Origin of the sequence: Pseudomonas sp. Z18(2022), assembly GCF_036346535.1 — a bacterium.
Classification (GTDB): Bacteria; Pseudomonadota; Gammaproteobacteria; order Pseudomonadales; family Pseudomonadaceae; genus Aquipseudomonas; species Aquipseudomonas yamanorum_A.
Window position 1 is genome coordinate 1 of the sequence record NZ_JAOTOA010000037.1, and the last position, 17,110, is coordinate 17,110.

Here is a 17,110-nt window from a genome sequence, read left to right on the forward strand (position 1 = left end):
GCGGGAGCAAGCTCCCTCGCCACAGCAAGCTCCCTCGCCACAGCAAGCTCCCTCTCCACAGCAAGCTCCCTCTCCACAGCAAGCTCCCTAGCCACAGCAAGCCCCCCCTCCACAGCAAGCCCCCTCGCCACAAAAGCAGCCTGGAGTCAGCTTAAAGCTGTCGCCCATCAACAGGCTCACCAATCGTCAGGAAATGCCCACCCGCCACATGGTGCAACGTACGCAACCCATCGTGCCCTTCGAAATGCCAGCGGCCGTCGCTGAACACCCGCTCATCCGCCTGGGCCGCCACTACTTCGGCGAGGAACAGATCATAGGTCTGCTGGTTATGCGGCTCCGGCAGCAACCGGCACTCCAACCACGCCACGCATCCTTCAAGCATCGGCGCTTCGGTGTGTTCGCCGCTGAACGTGTGCAAGCCATACGCCGCGAACTTGTCCGTCTCGCTGCCGGTGGTGTTGCCCACGGTCTGTACGATATCGGCCTGGGCCGCACACGGCACGTTGAGCACGAAGGTGCCGGCACCTTCCAGCAGTTGCCGGGTCCAGGTGGCCTTGTCCAGCACCACGGCGACTTTGGGCGGTTCGAAATCCAGGGGCATGGCCCAGGCTGCGGCCATGATATTGCGCTGGCCGTTATGGGCGGCGCTGACCAGCACGGTGGGGCCGTGGTTGAGCAAGCGGTAGGCCTTGGACAGCGGGACGGCACGGCGATGGTTAGGGCTCATGGACAAAAGGCTCGGAAAAAAAACCTACGATACCTCAACCCTGAGCCCCGGTGACTAGCTGCTCAGTTGATTGGCGAATTGCCCCACCGCACTGACCACTTTCTGGGCACCGTCCTGGATCTCCACGATCACCGTGCCCGCCTCGGCCGCCAGGGCCAGGCCTTGTTCGGCTTGCAGCCGGCCATCGGTCATCAGCGCCACCGCATCGCGGGCCATGTCCTGGTTCTGGCGCACCACGCCGACGATTTCCTCGGTGGCCTTGCTGGTACGCGACGCCAGTTGCCGGACCTCATCGGCCACCACCGCAAAACCACGGCCTTGCTCACCGGCGCGGGCAGCTTCGATGGCGGCGTTGAGGGCCAGCAGGTTGGTCTGTTCGGCGATGCCGCTGATGGTCTTGACGATGCTGCCAATCACCTGGGACTGGGCGTTCAGCGCTTCGATGCCCTCGCCTGCCTGTTGCATGTGCTTGGCCAGGTCGCGCATCACGTCCACCGCCTGGGTGACCACGGTGGTGCCGCGCTGGGCGCTGCTGTCGGTTTGCAGGGAGGTGCTGTAGGCGATGTTGGCCGCGTCGGCCACGGCCTGCTCCTGGTTGACCTGGTCGGTGATCACCGTGGCGAACTTGACCACTTTGTACAGCCGCTCATTGGCGTCGAGTACCGGGTTGTAGGAAGCCTCCAGCCACACTGTGCGGCCATGACTGTCGATACGCTTGAAGCGGCCGGCGACGAATTCGCCGGCGTTCAGGCGCTTCCAGAACTGTTGGTACTCGACGCTGTTGGCGTCCTGCGACTCACAGAATATCCGGTGATGTTTGCCCTGGATCTGCGCCAGGCTGTAGCCCATGCCATTGAGGAAACGGTCGTTGGCCGTCAGCACATTCCCGTTGAGGTCAAACTCGATCACGGCGGTGGAGCGCACCAGCGCAGTGATCAGGTTTTCGTGTTCACGAGACGCCTCGATGGTGCGTGTCAGGTCGCTGGAGTACACCGAAAAATGTTTGATGCGTCCGTCCGAACTGCGCACCGGCTGCACGATGGAGCGCAGCCACGCTTCATCGCCGTTGCCACGGGTCAGGCGCACGGTACCGGCGAAGTGCTCGCCACGCACCAGGGCGTTTTTGAAACGCAGTTGAAAGGCGTCCTGCCTGACGTGCGCCGGTACCAGTTCTTCGATCAAGCGGCCTTGCAGCTGGCTGGCCTGGTAGGTCATCTCCTGCAGAAAGATGGCGTTGACGGACTCGATGCGCCCATCCGGGTCCAGGGTCAAGGCCATCATTTCGCTTTCCAGGCTCTCCTTGACCTGTTGCAGGCTGGACAATTCTTCGCGAAGAGCGGACAGCTCCTGCTTGAGGCGGGTGTTGAACATGGACGGCACCGAGGGCAAATAAGGACAGGGATCTGACCTGCATCGGCGCTGCCCGTGTTTTCTTAAGCGCGCTTTAGCGCGCCGCCCAACTATATTTTTGCAGCGCCTCAACTGCCGTTGTTACGGCAGATACCCATGACCTGATACTGAAGGGTATTGAGCTTGCCGGTGGAGTCTTCGTAGGTCATGCGCGACGGCACGGCGTTGCACGAACGGATCGGCGGCGTGACGTTGACCACCTTGGCAATGTCCAGCTGCATGCCATAGCGATACACCAGCACCTCGGGCGCAGGCAGGCCTTTTTTCGCGGCATAGGCGGCCATGGCTTGCTCGTTGCGCTCCATCATCTGGGCGAAGGTGCGGTCGCCACCGCTCTCGGCCATAACGCCCACCGACAAGGTAAGGGCAACGGTGGCTAAAGCAATTTTCAGGCTGTTCATGAGGATATCCTCGTCTGACTTCATTAAGTAGAAAGTTCAGGCCAAGGGTAACTAACCAAGTCTGTCGGAAGGTTCACCGAACGATTACTTATTTGTTATATCCCACAAAACTTTCAAAATTGTAACTTGCCCACCACCTCGCCGTTATCTGCTATTTGCAACTATCAACCTGGGCCACACCCACAATAACGCCCATATCAAAAGAAGCTAATAGCTGCCAATACCGAGGAGCGTTACATGAGTACACATCGCACATTTCCCCTTTCAATCATCGCCGCCCTGGCAGGCCTTGCGCCGCTGGCGAGCATGGCCGAGGACGATAAACCCGAGGGGTTTATCGAAGGCAGCACCTTGAACGTGCTGGCGCGTAACTTCTACTTCAACCGTGACGATCGCAAGGGCCAGTCAAGCCCCACCGGCAATGGCTACTCCGAAGCCTGGGCCCAGGGGTTTATCGGCAAGTTCGAATCCGGGTTCACCCAGGGCTCGGTGGGTTTCGGCCTGGATGCCTTTGCGATGTATGGCCTGAAACTCGACTCCGGCACCGGCCGCAGCGGCGGCAAGGGTTCGTTCGGCGTGCTGCCGGTAGACAGCAACAACCACCCCGAGGACGGCTACAGCAAGCTCGGTGGCGCGGTAAAAATGCGCCTGCTGGATACCGTGATCAAGGCCGGTGACGTGTTCCCGCTGACCCCGGTGGTGGCCTACGGCGACGCGCGGGTATTGCCGGAAAGCTTTCGCGGCGTCACTGCGCAAAACACCAGTATCGAGGGCCTGAGCCTGCAGGCCGGGCACCTGAACGGCATGAGCCAGCCCACCCAAAGCGGCATGGACAAAGGCTTTGCGACCTTTTACGCGGGCAAGGTGGATTCGCCCTGGATCGGCTACGCCGGCGGCGACTACCAAGTGAACAAACACCTCAGCGTCAGCCTGTACACCAGCCGCCTGAAGGACGCCTGGGACCAGTACTACTTCGGCAGCGCCGCCAGTTACCCGCTGAACGATGACGTGTCGCTGTTTGGCGACTTCAACTATTACAAGGCCGTGGACGAAGGCAAGAAACGCCTGGGCGAGTTCGATAACAACATCTGGAGCGCCAGGCTCGGGGTCAAGATGGGCGGCCACAGCCTGGCCCTGTCGCACCAGCGCAACAACGGGGATGACGACTTTGACTACCTGCGCATGTCGGACTCGATCTTCCTCAACAACTCGATCCAGTACAGCGACTTCAACTCGCCCAAGGAACGCTCGTGGATGCTCACCTACAACCTCGACATGCAGGCGTTCGGCATCCCCGGCCTCTCGTTCATGACCCGTTACGGCAAGGGCTCCGGCGCCGACTACAGCAACGCCAATGCGGTGTACATGCGCCGGGACGCGGCCGGCAACCCGCTGACCGATCAACGCCGCTGGGAGCGGGATATCGAAGCCAAGTACGTGGTGCAGGGCGGCAACCTGAAAGACCTGTCGCTGCGGTTGCGCCAGGCGACGGTTCGCTCCAGTGCGTTTGAGTCGGACCTGGAAGAAGTCCGGCTGATTGTCGAATACCCGCTGGCGATTCTCTAAACGATGCTCTTTGTAGGAGCGAGCTTGCTCGCGAAGGTCGCTAACGATAACGCGGGGCATCTGGCTTGACGCGGCGCCCTCTGGTTCTTCGCGAGCAAGCTCGCTCCTACAATTGAATAACATCTGTTCACAATTTGAAGCCTGTCAGAACTGTAATATGTGCCTCACCTTCTCGTTAAGTTGAACTTCATATACTGGACCCAACTAACGGCACCCGCCTTATTTGGAGAACAGTCATGAAACCACGTCACCTGTTATTGATCAGTTTCCTCGGCGCTACTTCCACTTTCGCCCTCGCTGATGACGGCGCCGACCGTTCCCGGCAGTTCCTGGCCGAGTTTCGCCAGCAACAGCAGCAGGTCCATGGCGAACAAGCCGTGGCCCAGACACCCCCCGCCGACGCAGAGAAGCAACCCATCTGAACGGCGCACACCGAGCACATTCATCTCTGAAGCTTTTGTGTAGCTCCTTTGGAAAGAGATGAATTTTTAACGCCCCGGATGGGGCGTTTTTTTTGTCCGCCGGTTTACCGCAACAACCAGTCACAAACTGGTTGATTGACCCTGAAGCTACTTCAGCCTTCAGGCTGCCGAGCATTCAAATACCCCCTCTCTCTTCTCATTAAAAGGTAAACCCCCATGCGTATCCTTGTAGTTGAGGACGAGCAAAAAACCGCCGCCTACCTGCAGCAGGGCCTGACCGAAAGCGGTTACGTGGTCGACTGCGCCGCCAGTGGCGTGGACGGCCTGCACCTGGCCGGGCAACACGCTTATGAACTGGTGATTCTCGACGTCAACCTGCCGGCCAGGGACGGCTGGGACGTGCTGGAGCAACTGCGCCGCGACAGCAACCAGCGGGTCATGATGCTCACTGCCCGTGGCCGGCTGGCCGACAGGATCAAGGGCCTGGACATGGGCGCCGATGATTACCTGGTCAAGCCCTTCGAGTTTCCCGAACTGCTGGCCCGGGTGCGCACCCTGTTGCGGCGCAGCGAACACATACCGGTGCCGGAAGTATTCCGTGTGTCGGACCTGGAACTGGACCCGCGCCGCCACCGCGCCTATCGCGGCCCCCGGCGCATCGACCTGACCACCAAGGAATTCGCCCTGCTGCATGTGTTGATGCGCCAGTGCGGCGAGGTGCTGACCCGCACGCAGATTATTTCCCTGGTGTGGGACATGAATTTCGACTGCGACACCAACGTGGTGGAAGTTTCCATCAGTCGCTTGCGGGCCAAGGTGGATGACCAGAGTGACGTCAAGCTGATCCATACCATTCGCGGCGTGGGTTATGTGCTGGAGGCCCGCCAATGAGATCCAGCAGCCTGTCGATGCGCCTCGGGCTGACGGTGAGCCTGATGGGCGCAGGCCTGGTGGTGTTGCTCGCGACGCTGGCGTACCTGGCGCTGACCCACGAGCTTGAGAACCTGGCGCGCAAGGGCCTGGAAAGCAAGATGGAGCAGATCCAGCACAGCCTGGCCCAGGGCCTGAGCACCGGCGACATCCGCGCCCGCCCCCATTCGTTGATGGACCTGGTGATGGGGCATGACAATTTCTACCTGACCATCGTCGGCACCGCGCCCGATGAAACAGTGCTGCTCAGCATCGGCGCCAAGCCCCAGGAACCGCTGCTGACCGACTTTGCCCCACGCCAGAGCCTCGGTTACCTGAACTGGAACGACAGCAACGGCAATCAAGTGCTCAGCGCCTCCAGCCTGATGCGCCTGGCCAGCGGCGAACGTGTGCGGGTGTTGCTGTCGCTGGACCGCATGGACGATCAGGCGCTGCTCAGTGCTTACCTGCGCTCCACGGTGATCGCCCTGCCGCTGCTGTTGCTGCTGATCGGCATCGGTGCGTGGTGGGTGGTGCAACGCGGGCTCGCGCCACTGCAGCAGTTCAGCCGCGTCGCCGCCAAGGTCACCACCCAGGACCTGACTCACCGGCTGGCTGTGGATAACTTGCCCAAGGAACTGGGCGAGTTGGCCCAAGGCATCAATTTCATGCTGCAGCGCCTCGACGGCGGGGTGCAGCAGCTGTCGCAGTTTTCCGATGACCTGGCCCATGAACTGCGCGCGCCACTGACCAATTTGATGGGCAAGGCCCAGGTGACGCTGTCCCGGGAGCGACCGCCGCAGGAGTACAAGGCGGTGCTGGAATCCAGCACCGAAGAGATGGAACGCCTGGCGCGGATCGTCTCCGACATGCTGTTTCTGGCGCAGGTCAGCCACCCGGCGGCGCGGGTGTCGTTTGCGCCGGTGTCCCTGGCCGATGAAGCGCGCCGGGTGATGGAGCTGTTCGCCTTGAGTGCCGAAGACAAGCAACTGACCCTGAGCCTCAGCGGCGATGCCTCGGTGCATGGCGACCGCCTGATGATCCAGCGGGCGATTTCCAATTTGCTGTCCAATGCCATCCGGCATACCCCGCACGCTTCCACGGTGTCGTTGCAGGTGGAGACCCACGGGCAGCAGGTGCTGCTGTCGGTGGGCAACCCGGGCCCGGGGATTGAAGCGCAGCACCTGCCGAACCTGTTTGAACGTTTCTACCGCGTCGACAGCAGCCGCGCCCGCTCCGAAGGTGGCACCGGGCTGGGGCTGGCGATTGTGCGGTCGATCATGACCCTGCATCAGGGGCGGGCTGAAGTCAGCAGCGAGCCCGAGAATTTCACTGAGTTTCGACTGGTGTTTCCTCTTCACACCAACGCTATCTGCCAATAAACCAGTGTGGCGAGGGAGCTTGCTCCCTCTCCACAGGTTATTGGTCAGGCATCAGGCGGTCTTCCTGTTCCTCACGTCGATGTGCCCAGTGATACAGCGCCGGCAATACCAGCAGCGTCAGCAGCGTCGACGAAATAATCCCGCCAATCACCACCGTCGCCAGCGGGCGCTGCACTTCGGCGCCGGTGCCGGTGGCCAGGGCCATGGGGATAAACCCCAGGGACGCCACCAGCGCCGTCATCAACACCGGGCGCAAGCGCGTCAGGGCGCCTTCGTTGATCGCCACCGACAATGAGCGCCCTTCTTCCCGCAGGTTGCGGATGAAGGCAATCATCACCAGCCCGTTCAGCACCGCCACCCCGGACAGCGCAATAAAGCCCACGCCCGCCGAGATCGACAGCGGAATATCCCGCAGCCACAGCGCCATGATCCCGCCGGTCAACGCGAAGGGAATCCCGGTGAACACCAGCAGCCCGTCCTTGAGGTTGTTGAACATCATGAACAGCAGCCCGAACACCAGCAGCAACGCCACCGGCACCACGATGCGCAAACGCTCGGACGCTTCCTTCAACTGTTCGAACTGGCCGCCCCAGGTGGTCCAGTAACCCGCGGGGATTTTCACCTGGGTATCGATGGCCACGCCGGCCTCTTCGACAAACGAGCCGATATCCCGCCCGCGCACGTTGGCGCTGACGATCACCAGGCGTTTGCCGTTTTCGCGGCTGATCTGGTTGGGGCCAAGCACCAGGTCCAGGCTGGCGACTTCCGACAGCGCGATAAACCCCAACTGCCCCGCCGCGTTATTCGCCAGCGCCGGGATCGGGATCAGCAGCCTCGACAGGCCTTCAATATCGGTGCGCAGCGCGTCGGACAAACGCACGACCATGTCAAAACGCCGGTCGCCTTCGTACATCGTCCCGGCCTGGCGCCCACCCACGGCGACGGCAATCGTGTCTTGCACATCGCCCACGTTCAGGCCAAATCGCGCGGCCTTGTCGCGGTCGATATTGATGGTCAGCACCGGCAAGCCGGAGGTCTGTTCCACCTTCACTTCCGAGGCGCCCTTGAGGGCTTGCAAGGTCTCGGCGATTTCCCCGGCGGTCTTGTTGAGCACCGCCATGTCATCACCAAACACCTTCACCGCGACGTCGCTGCGCACCCCGGAAATCAGTTCGTTGAAGCGCAGCTGGATCGGTTGCGACAGCTCATACACGCTGCCCGGCACAATCGCACTGGCGCGCTGGATGTCGGCGATGATTGCCTCGCGGGACTTCTTCGGGTCGGGCCACTGGTCCTTGGGTTTGAGCATCACGTAGCTGTCGGAGATGTTCGGCGGCATCGGGTCGGAGGCGATTTCCGCGGTGCCGGTGCGGGCAAATACCCGCTCGATTTCCGGCACCTCGGCCATCAAGGTTTTTTCCAGTTGCTGCTGCATGTGCACCGATTGCGTCAGGCTGGTGCCCGGCACGCGCAACGCTTGTTGGGCGAAGTCGCCTTCGCTGAGGCTGGGGATAAATTCGCTGCCCATGCGGCTGGCCACCAGGCCCGATGCGACGATGGCCAGCACCGCCAGGCCGAACACCAGCGGCCGGCGCGCCATCACCCCATCCAGCACCGGCGCGTAGACACGCCGTGCGGTGCGCATCACCAGGTTTTCTTCTTCCTTGACCTTGCCGGTCACGAACAACGCAATCGCCGCCGGTACAAAGGTGACAGACAGAATCATCGCCCCCAGCAGCGCGATCACCACGGTGAACGCCATCGGGTGGAACATCTTCCCGGCAACGCCCGTGAGTGCAAAGATCGGCAGGTACACCACCATGATGATCAACTGCCCGAAGATCAGCGCACGCCGAGCTTCCTTGGCCGCCGCGAACACTTCATGCAGGCGCTCGCTGCGCGTCAACAAACGCCCATGGCGCTGCTGGGCGTGGGCCAGGCGGCGGATGGCGTTCTCGACAATCACCACCGCGCCATCGACGATAATCCCGAAATCCAAGGCGCCGAGGCTCATCAGGTTGGCGCTGGCCTTGTTGGTGAACATTCCGGTAAAGGTGAACAACATGGCCAGGGGAATCACCATCGCGGTGATCAACGCGGCGCGGATGTTGCCCAGGAACAGGAACAACACCGCCACCACCAGCAGCGCCCCTTCGAAGAGGTTTTTCTTCACGGTGCTGATGGCTTTTTCCACCAGGTTGGTGCGGTCGTAGACGGTGACCGCCACCACGCCTTCAGGCAGCGAACGGTTGATCTCTTCGAGTTTTTTCGCCACGGCCTGGGACACGGTGCGGCTGTTTTCACCGATCAGCATGAACACCGTGCCCAGCACCACTTCACGGCCATTTTCGGTGGCGGCGCCGGTACGCAACTCACGGCCAATGTCGACCTGGGCGACGTTGCGCACCCGAATCGGCGTGCCGTCGGAGGTGGTGATCACGATGTTGGCGATATCGTCGATGGACCCGACTTGCCCCGGCGCACGGATCAGCAATTGCTCGCCGCTGCGTTCGATGTAGCCTGCGCCGACGTTGGCGTTGTTGCGCTCCAGCGCAGTGACCAGGTCGCTCAAGGTCAGGTTATAGGCCGCCAGGCGCTTGGGGTCCGGGGCGATCTGGTATTCCTTGGCAAAGCCGCCGATGGTATTGATCTCGGCCACGCCGGGCACGTTGCGCAGTTGCGGCTTGATGATCCAGTCCTGGATCACCCGCAGATCGGTCGGCGTATACGCTGAGCCGTCTTCCTTGCGCGCGCCGTCTTTCGCCTCCACGGTCCACAGGAAAATTTCCCCGAGCCCGGTGGAAATCGGCCCCATCATGCTTTCAATTCCGTCGGGCAATTGCTCGCGGGCCACCTGCAAGCGTTCGTTGACCAGTTGGCGGGCGAAGAACAGGTCGGTGCCGTCCTTGAAAATCACCGTGACCTGGGACAAGCCCGAGCGCGACAGCGAGCGGGTCTGCTGCAACCCCGGCAGCCCGGCCATGGCGGTTTCGATGGGAAAGGTAATGCGTTGCTCGGTTTCCAGCGGCGAGAACCCCGCCGCCGCCGAGTTGATCTGCACCTGGACGTTGGTGATGTCGGGCACGGCGTCGATGGGCAATTTCTGATAGCTGGCGATGCCGACACCGGCCATCAACAGCACCGCCAGCAGCACGATGATGCGCTGCTCGATGGCAAATTGGATAAGGCGCTCAAACATGGGAAATCACTCGCAGGATCAATGGGCGTGCTCGGCCGAGGCCTTGCCCAACTCGGACTTGAGGATGAAGCTGCCGACCGTGGCCACCTGCGCCCCGGCATCGAGGCCCTGGCGCACTTCGACGAAACCGTTTTCGCTGACGCCCAATTCAAGATGGCGAGTCATGAAGCCGTCGGGGGTGCGCACAAACACCGAGGGTTTGTCCTCGACGGTCTGGATCGCTTCCTGCGGGACCGTGACCTTGGCCTGGTAGGTGTCGGTGGCGACCTGCACGGCGACGAACAAGCCCGGGCGCCACGAGTCGTCAGGGTTCTGCACCGTGACGCGCACGGTGGCGGTACGGGTCTGCTCCCCCAGCAAGTTGCCGACATAGGCCACGGTGCCCAGCACTTCGGTGCCCATTTCCGAGGAGGTGACCTTCACCGGCTTGCCGACCTGGACCTTGTTCAAGTCCTTTGGAAACACGCCGAAGGTGACCCACACCTGGGACAGGTCCGACAGGGTGAAGGCGTTGCTGGTCTCGCTCACCACCTCGCCGACACCCAGGTGTTTTTCCACCACCACGCCGTCGAACGGCGCACGCAGTTCGTAGCGATTGCCGCCGACCAGCACGGCGCTGCCGCTCAGGGCATTCATCTTTTGCCGGGCATTGTTCAGGGCGATTTCGGACTCTTGCAGTGCCTGGCGCGCCAGCAGGTAATCCTGTTCGGCGGAGATCTTGTCCTGCCATAACTGGCGCTCGCGCTGGAAGGTGGTGCGGGCCAGTTCGACCCGGCGCTGGCTGGCCGCCAGCTCGCTGCGCTGATCGGAAATCTGCTGGCTGGCGATCACCGCCAGCAACTCGCCTTTCTTCACCGATTGCCCGAGGTTGACCTTCACCGACTCCACCACACCGGCGGCACGCGGCACGATGTGAGAAGTGCGGTCTTCGTCAAAACGCACCTCGCCCGGCAGCGACAGCACGGTGCTGATCTGCCGGGATTGGGCCGGGGCGAGCTGAATGCCGGCGGCCTGGATTTGCTGGTCGGTCAGTTCGAGTTTGCCTTCTTCTTCCGCCTCGGCCGCACCGCTGAGGGTCGGCCACGCCAGCATCAGCGCAACGGCCAGCGCCATCCTGTGTTTGTTGTTCATGGAACGCTCCTGAATAAATCAAAACCGGGCGAGGTCGCCGTAAATCCGTTCGATGCGCACCCAGGCTTCAGTGGCCTGGGCGGTGGCCGCAAGGTATTGGGTGCGGGCCGCAATCAAGGTGCGCTGGGCGTCGAGCACGTCGAGGAAGTTGAACTTGCCCATCTCGAAGCCACGGGTGGCGCTGTCCACCGCGCTTTGGGCGGCGGGCAGGATCTGTTGGTTGAACGAACGCACTTCGGTATTGGCGGTTTGCCAGAGGTCCAGGGCCTGGCGGGTTTCGGTGCGCAGGCGCAGTTCGGCGGCGTTGCGCAGGTCGCGGGCCTGGTCGGCGCGGCGACTGGCGGCGAGCACATTGCCCTGGTTGCGGTTGAACAGCGGGATCGGCATCGACACCCCCACCACGTTGACCCGCTCGCGCACGCTGGCGTCGTATTGGCTGCCGATGGACACGTCGAGGTCGGGAATGCGCTGGGCTTTTTCCAGGCCCAGGGCCGCCTCGCCCTGGACGATTTGCAGTTCGGCCAGGCGCAGCTCGGCGGTTTGTTCCAGGCGAGCCAGCAACTGCGCGGGCGACGGTAATGTCGGTGCCGCCTGAGCCTGGGTGGCTACCGCCTGGAAGTCGGTGCTGGCGGCGCCGGTGCTGGCGGCGAGGCGGCGATAGGCGTCGGTCAGGCCCATCTGCGCGCGGTTGAATTCCAGGCGGATTTCCGAGAGCTGCACCTGGGCCCGGGTGGCTTCCACCGGGGACGATTTGCCGGCGGTGACGCGACCGTTGGCCACCACCAGCCCTCGCTCGGCCAGCGCCAGCGAGCGTTGGGCCAGGTCGAGGCGTTCCTGGGCCCGAAGTGCGCCGTAGTAGCCGTCGATGACCTCCGCCCGCAGGACGTTGCGGCGTTGCTCCAGGGTCAGCGCGGCCGCCTCCTGGCCGCGAGTGGCGACATCAATTCGTGCGCCGCGCTTGCCGCCCAGTTCCAGAGTCTGAGTCAGTTTGACGGTGGTGGTGCGTGAGTTGCGGCGGGTGTCTTCGGCATCCCAGGAGGCCACCGGGTTGGGGATCAACCCGGCCTGCTGGCGACCGCCCTGGGCGATGTCGATTTCCCATTGCGCAGCGGCCATGTCGGGGTTGTTGGCGAAGGCGGTTTGCAGGGCCGATTCGAGGGTCAGGGTTTGCGCCGACGCCTCTTGAACCGTCGCGGTGGCCAATAAAAAGACAGTCGACAAGGCGCCTGCCACCCACAGTAATTTGCGTATGAAAGTTGGCATAACAAGAGTTCCATGCCCATGAATTAACAGGTGGGCAATGTAACTTTCGGTACTTATCAGAGGAGTGGCCAGAACATTACAAATCCGTTAGCAACGGCTCTGCGCCGGGCTTTTGCTTTAAGCTGCGGCCAACTTTTCCACTGCCCAGCGGGATCCTCGACATGCGTATTCTGGTTATCGAAGACGAACCTAAAACCGCCGATTACTTACATCAGGGATTGAGTGAAAGTGGCTATATCGTCGACTGTGCCGCCACCGGTGCCGACGGTTTGCATTTGTCCCGCCAGCACGCTTACGACCTGGTGATGCTGGATGTAAATCTGCCGCTGATGGATGGCTGGGATGTGCTGCAGCGCATCCGTGAGAACAGCAGCACGCGGATCATGATGCTGACCGCCCAGGGCCGCCTCGCCGATCGGATCAAGGGCCTGGACCTGGGCGCCGATGATTACCTGGTCAAGCCGTTTGAATTCCCGGAATTGCTGGCGCGGGTGCGCACCTTGATGCGCCGCAGCACCCAGTCGCCAGTGCCGGATGTGTTGCGGGTGGCCGACCTGGAATTGGATCAGGGCCGCCACCGGGCATTTCGCGGTTTACAGCGCATCGACCTGACCACCAAGGAGTTCGCCCTGCTGCATTTGTTGATGCGCCAGAGCGGCGTGGTGCTGTCCCGTACGCAAATCATCTCGTTCGTGTGGGACATGAACTTTGATTGCGACACCAATGTGGTGGAAGTGTCGATCCGCCGCCTGCGGGCGAAGATCGATGACCCGTTCGAGCGCAAGTTGATCCATACCTTGCGCGGCGTGGGTTATGTGCTGGAAGACCGCGAGTAAGGGTCAGGCGTGCACCTCGTCATGCTCGTCGTGGTGAAAGCCGGTGCCCTCCACCTGGATGGTGGCGTGGGAAATATCGAATTGTTCATGCAGTAATTCCGTCACCTGGCTGAGGATCTGTTGCTCGCTGCCTTGGGCCGAATCCGCCACCAGATGCGTACTCAGCACGTTCTTGCCGCTGGTGAGCGCCCAGATATGCAGGTCGTGCACCTCCGTCACCCCGGGAACGCCGCGAATCGCCTGCTCCACCTTGTCGATATCGATGCCGTCGGGCACGCCTTGCAGCAGCACGTTCATGCTTTCCTTGAGCAGGGTCCAGGTACGTGGCAACACCCAGAAGCCAATCGCCGCCGCGACCACCGAATCCACCCAGCCCCAGCCGGTGTACATGATCAGCAGCGCGGCGATGATCACGCCGATGGACCCGAGCATGTCGCTCCAGACTTCCAGGTAAGCGCCCTTCACATTGAGGCTTTCGCCGCTGGCCGCGCTTAACAGGCGCATGGAAATCAGGTTGACGATCAGCCCCAGCACAGCGATCACCAGCATGCCCGTGGACTGGATTTCGGCGGGCGCCTGCAGGCGTTGATAGGCCTCATAAAGGATGTAGAACGCCACGGCGAACAGCAGCAGCGCATTAAACGCCGCCGCCAGGATCTCGAAACGCGCATAGCCGAAGGTGCGCTTGCGGTCGGCGGGGCGCTTGGCCACCTGGATCGCCACCAGGGAAATTGCCAGGGCCAGGGCGTCGGTCATCATGTGCGCGGCGTCGGACAACAGCGCCAGGCTGCCAGTGATAAAGGCGCCGATCACCTCGGCAATCATGAAACTTGAGGTCAGCCCCAGGGCCATCCATAACTTGCGTTCGTGGCCGGCGCGTACTTGGGCGTGGCTGTGTCCTGCGCTCATGAAATGTCCTCGTGGGTAGTAGTCCGCTTGATCATAGAGCTATAGGCCAAAACCTCCGGCATGGGTTACGAAATTGTCATTACGCCGTCAGCCAGACGTTACGCCGTGCGCACCAAAATTGAACATGAACGCTCTGGAACCGTTCTATCAGGTATGCTTTTCGAGCAGGAAACAAAAAGAAACATATTAGCCAACCTGTTCGATAAGGAGTCCCGTTTTGGAGTTATCGACTGCCGCGTGGATGGTTCACGACACCCGCCTCATGTTCTGCGTACTGCTGGCGATTGCCAGCATCATTGTGTTGATCAGCGCGACCAAGCTGCCGCCATTTTTGTCGATCCTGATCGGCACCTTTATCGCCGGTGTGGGCGCGGGCTTGCCGCCGGAAGAAGTAGCCAAGGCCTTCAGCAAAGGCGCCGGGGCGATCCTTGGTGAAGCCGGGATCATCATTGCCCTGGGCTCGATGCTCGGCGCGTTGATGGCCGAATCCGGGGCCGCCGACCGTATCGCCACCACCCTGCTCGGCCTGGGCAAGGGCAAGTCGTTGCCGTGGGTGATGGCGCTGGTGGCAATGGTGATTGGCTTGCCGCTGTTCTTCGAAGTGGGCCTGGTGATGATGGTGCCGATCATCTTTGTGATGGCCAAGCGCTCGAACCAACCGCTGCTGAAGATCGCGATCCCGGCGCTGGCGGGCATGACCACCCTGCACGCCCTGATGCCACCGCATCCGGGGCCGCTGATTGCGGTAGGCGCGTTGCACGCCGACCTGGGCCTGACCATGTTGCTGGGCTTCTGCCTCGCGGTGCCCGCCGTGATCCTGGCCGGCCCGCTGTACGGCAACTGGCTGTCCAAGCGAATGCACGTGGATGAGCCGGCCGACATTGGCGCGCTGTTCAGTGCACCGCCCAAGGCCCCGCGCCAGCCGAGTTTTAGCGTGTCGCTGCTGATCATTCTGTTGCCGGTGATCCTGATGCTCGGCAGCACCCTGGCCAAGATCGCCATGTCGCCGGAAAGCCCGGTGGCGCTGACCTTGAAGTTCCTCGGTGAGCCGTTGATCGCGCTCGGCCTGGCGGTGATCGCCGCGGTGATTTGCCTGGGCTGGGCCAGCGGCATGCCGCGGGCCGATGTGGGCAATACCTTGCGTAAAGCGCTGGCGCCGATCGCGGTGCTGTTGCTGACCATCGGTGCGGGCGGCGGGTTGAAGCAAACGTTGCTGGATGCCGGTGTAAGCCAGACCATCAGCAAGGTGGCCGAAGGCGCGCACATGCCGTACCTGCTGCTGGCCTGGCTGATTGCCGTGGCGCTGCGTCAGGCCACCGGTTCGGCGACTGTTGCCACTACCACCACGGCGGGCATTCTGGCGCCGATGATGGCGGGGTTGGCAGCGACGCAAAGCTCACTGGTCGCCCTGGCAATTGGCGCCGGCTCGGTGTTCTTCTGCCATGTCAACGACGCCGGCTTCTGGATGGTGCGTGAGTACTTCGGCTTGCAGTTGAAGCAGACGATCTGGGTGTGGTCGGTGTTGCAGACCATCGTCTCGGTGGTGGGCCTGGTGGGCACGCTGCTGATGTGGCACTTCCTGACGTAGGCTTTATCCCGCGTGGGTGCGGCGCTTGCCAAAATGCGCCGCACTCACTGCGCCCACCGCGCCCATCACCACGCAATACCCCACGCAGATCCACGGGCTGGTGGGCATCAACGCGATCAACATCAACGGCGTGGTACTCGCCCACAGCGCATACGCAATGTTGTAGGTGAAGGAAATCCCCGACACCCGCACCTGCGCCGGGAACAGGCTGACCATCACCGACGGCACCGCGCCCACCACCCCGCAACTCAAGCCGGCAATCGCATACGCCGCGCCGAGCCACACGCCGCCCGCGATCAGGCTGGCATACAGCACTGCAATCCCCACCGGCAGCAACAGGCTGTAGACCAACACTGCGCGCCACGCGCCAATGCGGTCCACCAGCAGGCCGGCCAGCACGCAACCAATGTTCAGGAACACGATGCCCAGCGCGCTCAAGGCGAAGGTGTGGCTGGGGCTCATGCCGAAGGTTTTCTGCATCATGGTCGGGGTAATCACCACCAGCACCACGACAGCTGAGGTGAGCACGCAGGTGAGGATCATCGCCGGCAGCAGCGCGCTGCGGTGTTCCCGTAGCACGGTGCGCAATGGCAATTCGGCGCCGGCCTGGCGGCGGGCCTGCATTTGCAGGAACACCGGGGTTTCGCTGAGCCAGCGCCGCAGCCAGACGCCGATCACGCCAAATACGCCGCCGAGCAGGAACGGGAAACGCCAGGCGTAGTCGAGGATTTCTGCCGGGGTGAAGACTTGCGCCAGCAGCGTGGCGGTGAGCGCGCCGAGCAGGTAGCCGAAGGTCAGCCCGGCCTGCAGGAAGCCCAGGGCATAACCGCGATGGTTGTTGGGGGCGTGCTCGGCGACAAATACCCAGGCGCTGGGCACTTCCCCGCCCACCGCCGCACCCTGGAGGATGCGCAGCGCCAGCAGGATCAACGGCGCGAAATAGCCGATTTGGGCGTAGGTGGGCATGATCCCGATCAGCAGGCAGGGCAAGGCCATCATCAGGATGCTCAGGCTGAACACCCGCTTGCGTCCCAGGTGATCGGCGAAATGCGCCATCAGGATCCCGCCCAGCGGTCGCGCGAGGTAGCCGGTGACGAAGATGCCGAAGCTTTGCAGCAGGCGCAGCCATTCGGGCATTTCCGGCGGGAAGAACAGCTGGCTGAGGGTCAGCGCGAAAAATACAAAGATGATGAAGTCGTAGATTTCCAGGGCCCCGCCCAGGGCGGCCAGGCCCAGGGTTTTGTAGTCGGAGCGGGAGAAACGCTGCGCCTGTGGATAAGAGGTGGCAGTCATGAACAAGCTCGGCAGACAAACAAAATGGCCTGCAGGTTATGAGCTGGGCCGGGTGATGGCAATCACGCTGGATA

Annotated in this window: 14 protein-coding genes and 1 pseudogene; 6 read left to right on the forward strand and 9 right to left on the reverse strand. The window is 62.2% G+C overall.

All coding sequences use genetic code 11. The annotated features are described in order from the left end of the window. Positions 1–151 precede the first annotated feature (151 nt). The 4 genes and pseudogenes from V3W39_RS32420 to V3W39_RS32430 all read right to left on the reverse strand — a co-directional run bounded on the left by V3W39_RS32420 (position 152) and on the right by V3W39_RS32430 (position 2,538). A complete protein-coding gene (locus tag V3W39_RS32420) occupies positions 152–727 on the reverse strand; it encodes a flavin reductase family protein (RefSeq protein ID WP_177047840.1) in 576 nt (191 codons plus the stop codon). 54 nt (positions 728–781) lie between these two features. Next, positions 782–1,213 carry a methyl-accepting chemotaxis protein gene (locus V3W39_RS33890; protein ID WP_371317243.1) on the reverse strand — a complete coding sequence of 144 codons (432 nt, stop codon included), beginning with the start codon at positions 1,211–1,213 and terminating at the stop codon, positions 782–784. A 108-nt stretch (positions 1,214–1,321) separates the two neighbouring features. Next, a pseudogene (locus V3W39_RS33895) lies at positions 1,322–2,098 on the reverse strand (PAS domain-containing protein); the annotation flags it as partial. Between the two features lie 107 nt (positions 2,099–2,205). After that, entirely contained in the window at positions 2,206–2,538 is a 333-nt protein-coding gene (locus V3W39_RS32430; protein WP_294733208.1) for a DUF2790 domain-containing protein, read from the reverse strand. Positions 2,539–2,775: 237 nt separating this feature from the next. Between V3W39_RS32430 and V3W39_RS32435 the strand changes: the two genes are divergently transcribed. From V3W39_RS32435 to V3W39_RS32450, 4 genes are all read left to right on the forward strand, one after another. Continuing rightward, a complete protein-coding gene (locus tag V3W39_RS32435) occupies positions 2,776–4,104 on the forward strand; it encodes an OprD family porin (protein ID WP_330214088.1) in 1,329 nt (442 codons plus the stop codon). A 236-nt stretch (positions 4,105–4,340) separates the two neighbouring features. Next, positions 4,341–4,526, forward strand: a complete 186-nt coding sequence (locus V3W39_RS32440; RefSeq protein WP_177077095.1) for a hypothetical protein — start codon at positions 4,341–4,343, stop codon at positions 4,524–4,526. 216 nt (positions 4,527–4,742) lie between these two features. After that, positions 4,743–5,417 carry a heavy metal response regulator transcription factor gene (locus V3W39_RS32445; RefSeq protein ID WP_177133534.1) on the forward strand — a complete coding sequence of 225 codons (675 nt, stop codon included), beginning with the start codon at positions 4,743–4,745 and terminating at the stop codon, positions 5,415–5,417. Then, a complete protein-coding gene (locus V3W39_RS32450; protein WP_330214089.1) occupies positions 5,414–6,817 on the forward strand; it encodes a heavy metal sensor histidine kinase in 1,404 nt (467 codons plus the stop codon). The genes V3W39_RS32445 and V3W39_RS32450 overlap by 4 nt, the downstream gene beginning before the upstream one ends. A gap of 37 nt (positions 6,818–6,854) precedes the next feature. Here the strand turns inward: V3W39_RS32450 and V3W39_RS32455 are convergent, their stop codons facing one another. The 3 genes from V3W39_RS32455 to V3W39_RS32465 are packed head-to-tail and all read right to left on the reverse strand — an operon-like array spanning position 6,855 to position 12,410. Then, complete coding sequence (locus V3W39_RS32455) at positions 6,855–10,016, reverse strand: CusA/CzcA family heavy metal efflux RND transporter (protein ID WP_330214090.1); 3,162 nt, start codon at positions 10,014–10,016, stop codon at positions 6,855–6,857. Positions 10,017–10,034: 18 nt separating this feature from the next. After that, complete coding sequence (locus tag V3W39_RS32460) at positions 10,035–11,147, reverse strand: efflux RND transporter periplasmic adaptor subunit (protein WP_177120344.1); 1,113 nt, start codon at positions 11,145–11,147, stop codon at positions 10,035–10,037. An 18-nt stretch (positions 11,148–11,165) separates the two neighbouring features. Then, a complete protein-coding gene (locus V3W39_RS32465; RefSeq protein ID WP_330214091.1) occupies positions 11,166–12,410 on the reverse strand; it encodes a TolC family protein in 1,245 nt (414 codons plus the stop codon). Positions 12,411–12,571: 161 nt separating this feature from the next. Here V3W39_RS32465 and V3W39_RS32470 point away from each other — a divergent pair, with 161 nt between their 5' ends. Continuing rightward, on the forward strand, positions 12,572–13,246 hold the full coding sequence (locus V3W39_RS32470) for a heavy metal response regulator transcription factor (RefSeq protein WP_177047856.1): 675 nt from the start codon (positions 12,572–12,574) through the stop codon (positions 13,244–13,246). A gap of 3 nt (positions 13,247–13,249) precedes the next feature. Here the strand turns inward: V3W39_RS32470 and V3W39_RS32475 are convergent, their stop codons facing one another. After that, positions 13,250–14,155, reverse strand: a complete 906-nt coding sequence (locus tag V3W39_RS32475; RefSeq protein ID WP_177047858.1) for a cation diffusion facilitator family transporter — start codon at positions 14,153–14,155, stop codon at positions 13,250–13,252. Between the two features lie 217 nt (positions 14,156–14,372). Between V3W39_RS32475 and V3W39_RS32480 the strand changes: the two genes are divergently transcribed. Continuing rightward, positions 14,373–15,743, forward strand: a complete 1,371-nt coding sequence (locus V3W39_RS32480) for a GntT/GntP/DsdX family permease (protein ID WP_330214092.1) — start codon at positions 14,373–14,375, stop codon at positions 15,741–15,743. 3 nt (positions 15,744–15,746) lie between these two features. Here V3W39_RS32480 and V3W39_RS32485 read toward each other — a convergent pair whose 3' ends face one another. Beyond that, positions 15,747–17,036, reverse strand: a complete 1,290-nt coding sequence (locus V3W39_RS32485) for an MFS transporter (protein ID WP_330214093.1) — start codon at positions 17,034–17,036, stop codon at positions 15,747–15,749. Positions 17,037–17,110 lie beyond the last annotated feature (74 nt).

What these genes read in the sequence shown, in the direction of transcription:
- V3W39_RS32475 (WP_177047858.1), bottom strand. Translation starts at nt 14,155, where the DNA reads ATGAGCGCAGGACACAGCCACGCCCAAGTACGCGCCGGCCACGAACGC.
- V3W39_RS32460 (WP_177120344.1), bottom strand. Translation starts at nt 11,147, where the DNA reads ATGAACAACAAACACAGGATGGCGCTGGCCGTTGCGCTGATGCTGGCG.
- V3W39_RS33890 (WP_371317243.1), bottom strand. Translation starts at nt 1,213, where the DNA reads ATGCGCGACCTGGCCAAGCACATGCAACAGGCAGGCGAGGGCATCGAA.
- V3W39_RS32450 (WP_330214089.1), top strand. Translation starts at nt 5,414, where the DNA reads ATGAGATCCAGCAGCCTGTCGATGCGCCTCGGGCTGACGGTGAGCCTG.
- V3W39_RS32470 (WP_177047856.1), top strand. Translation starts at nt 12,572, where the DNA reads ATGCGTATTCTGGTTATCGAAGACGAACCTAAAACCGCCGATTACTTA.
- V3W39_RS32445 (WP_177133534.1), top strand. Translation starts at nt 4,743, where the DNA reads ATGCGTATCCTTGTAGTTGAGGACGAGCAAAAAACCGCCGCCTACCTG.
- V3W39_RS32485 (WP_330214093.1), bottom strand. Translation starts at nt 17,036, where the DNA reads ATGACTGCCACCTCTTATCCACAGGCGCAGCGTTTCTCCCGCTCCGAC.
- V3W39_RS32430 (WP_294733208.1), bottom strand. Translation starts at nt 2,538, where the DNA reads ATGAACAGCCTGAAAATTGCTTTAGCCACCGTTGCCCTTACCTTGTCG.
- V3W39_RS32465 (WP_330214091.1), bottom strand. Translation starts at nt 12,410, where the DNA reads ATGCCAACTTTCATACGCAAATTACTGTGGGTGGCAGGCGCCTTGTCG.
- V3W39_RS32440 (WP_177077095.1), top strand. Translation starts at nt 4,341, where the DNA reads ATGAAACCACGTCACCTGTTATTGATCAGTTTCCTCGGCGCTACTTCC.
- V3W39_RS32455 (WP_330214090.1), bottom strand. Translation starts at nt 10,016, where the DNA reads ATGTTTGAGCGCCTTATCCAATTTGCCATCGAGCAGCGCATCATCGTG.
- V3W39_RS32435 (WP_330214088.1), top strand. Translation starts at nt 2,776, where the DNA reads ATGAGTACACATCGCACATTTCCCCTTTCAATCATCGCCGCCCTGGCA.
- V3W39_RS32420 (WP_177047840.1), bottom strand. Translation starts at nt 727, where the DNA reads ATGAGCCCTAACCATCGCCGTGCCGTCCCGCTGTCCAAGGCCTACCGC.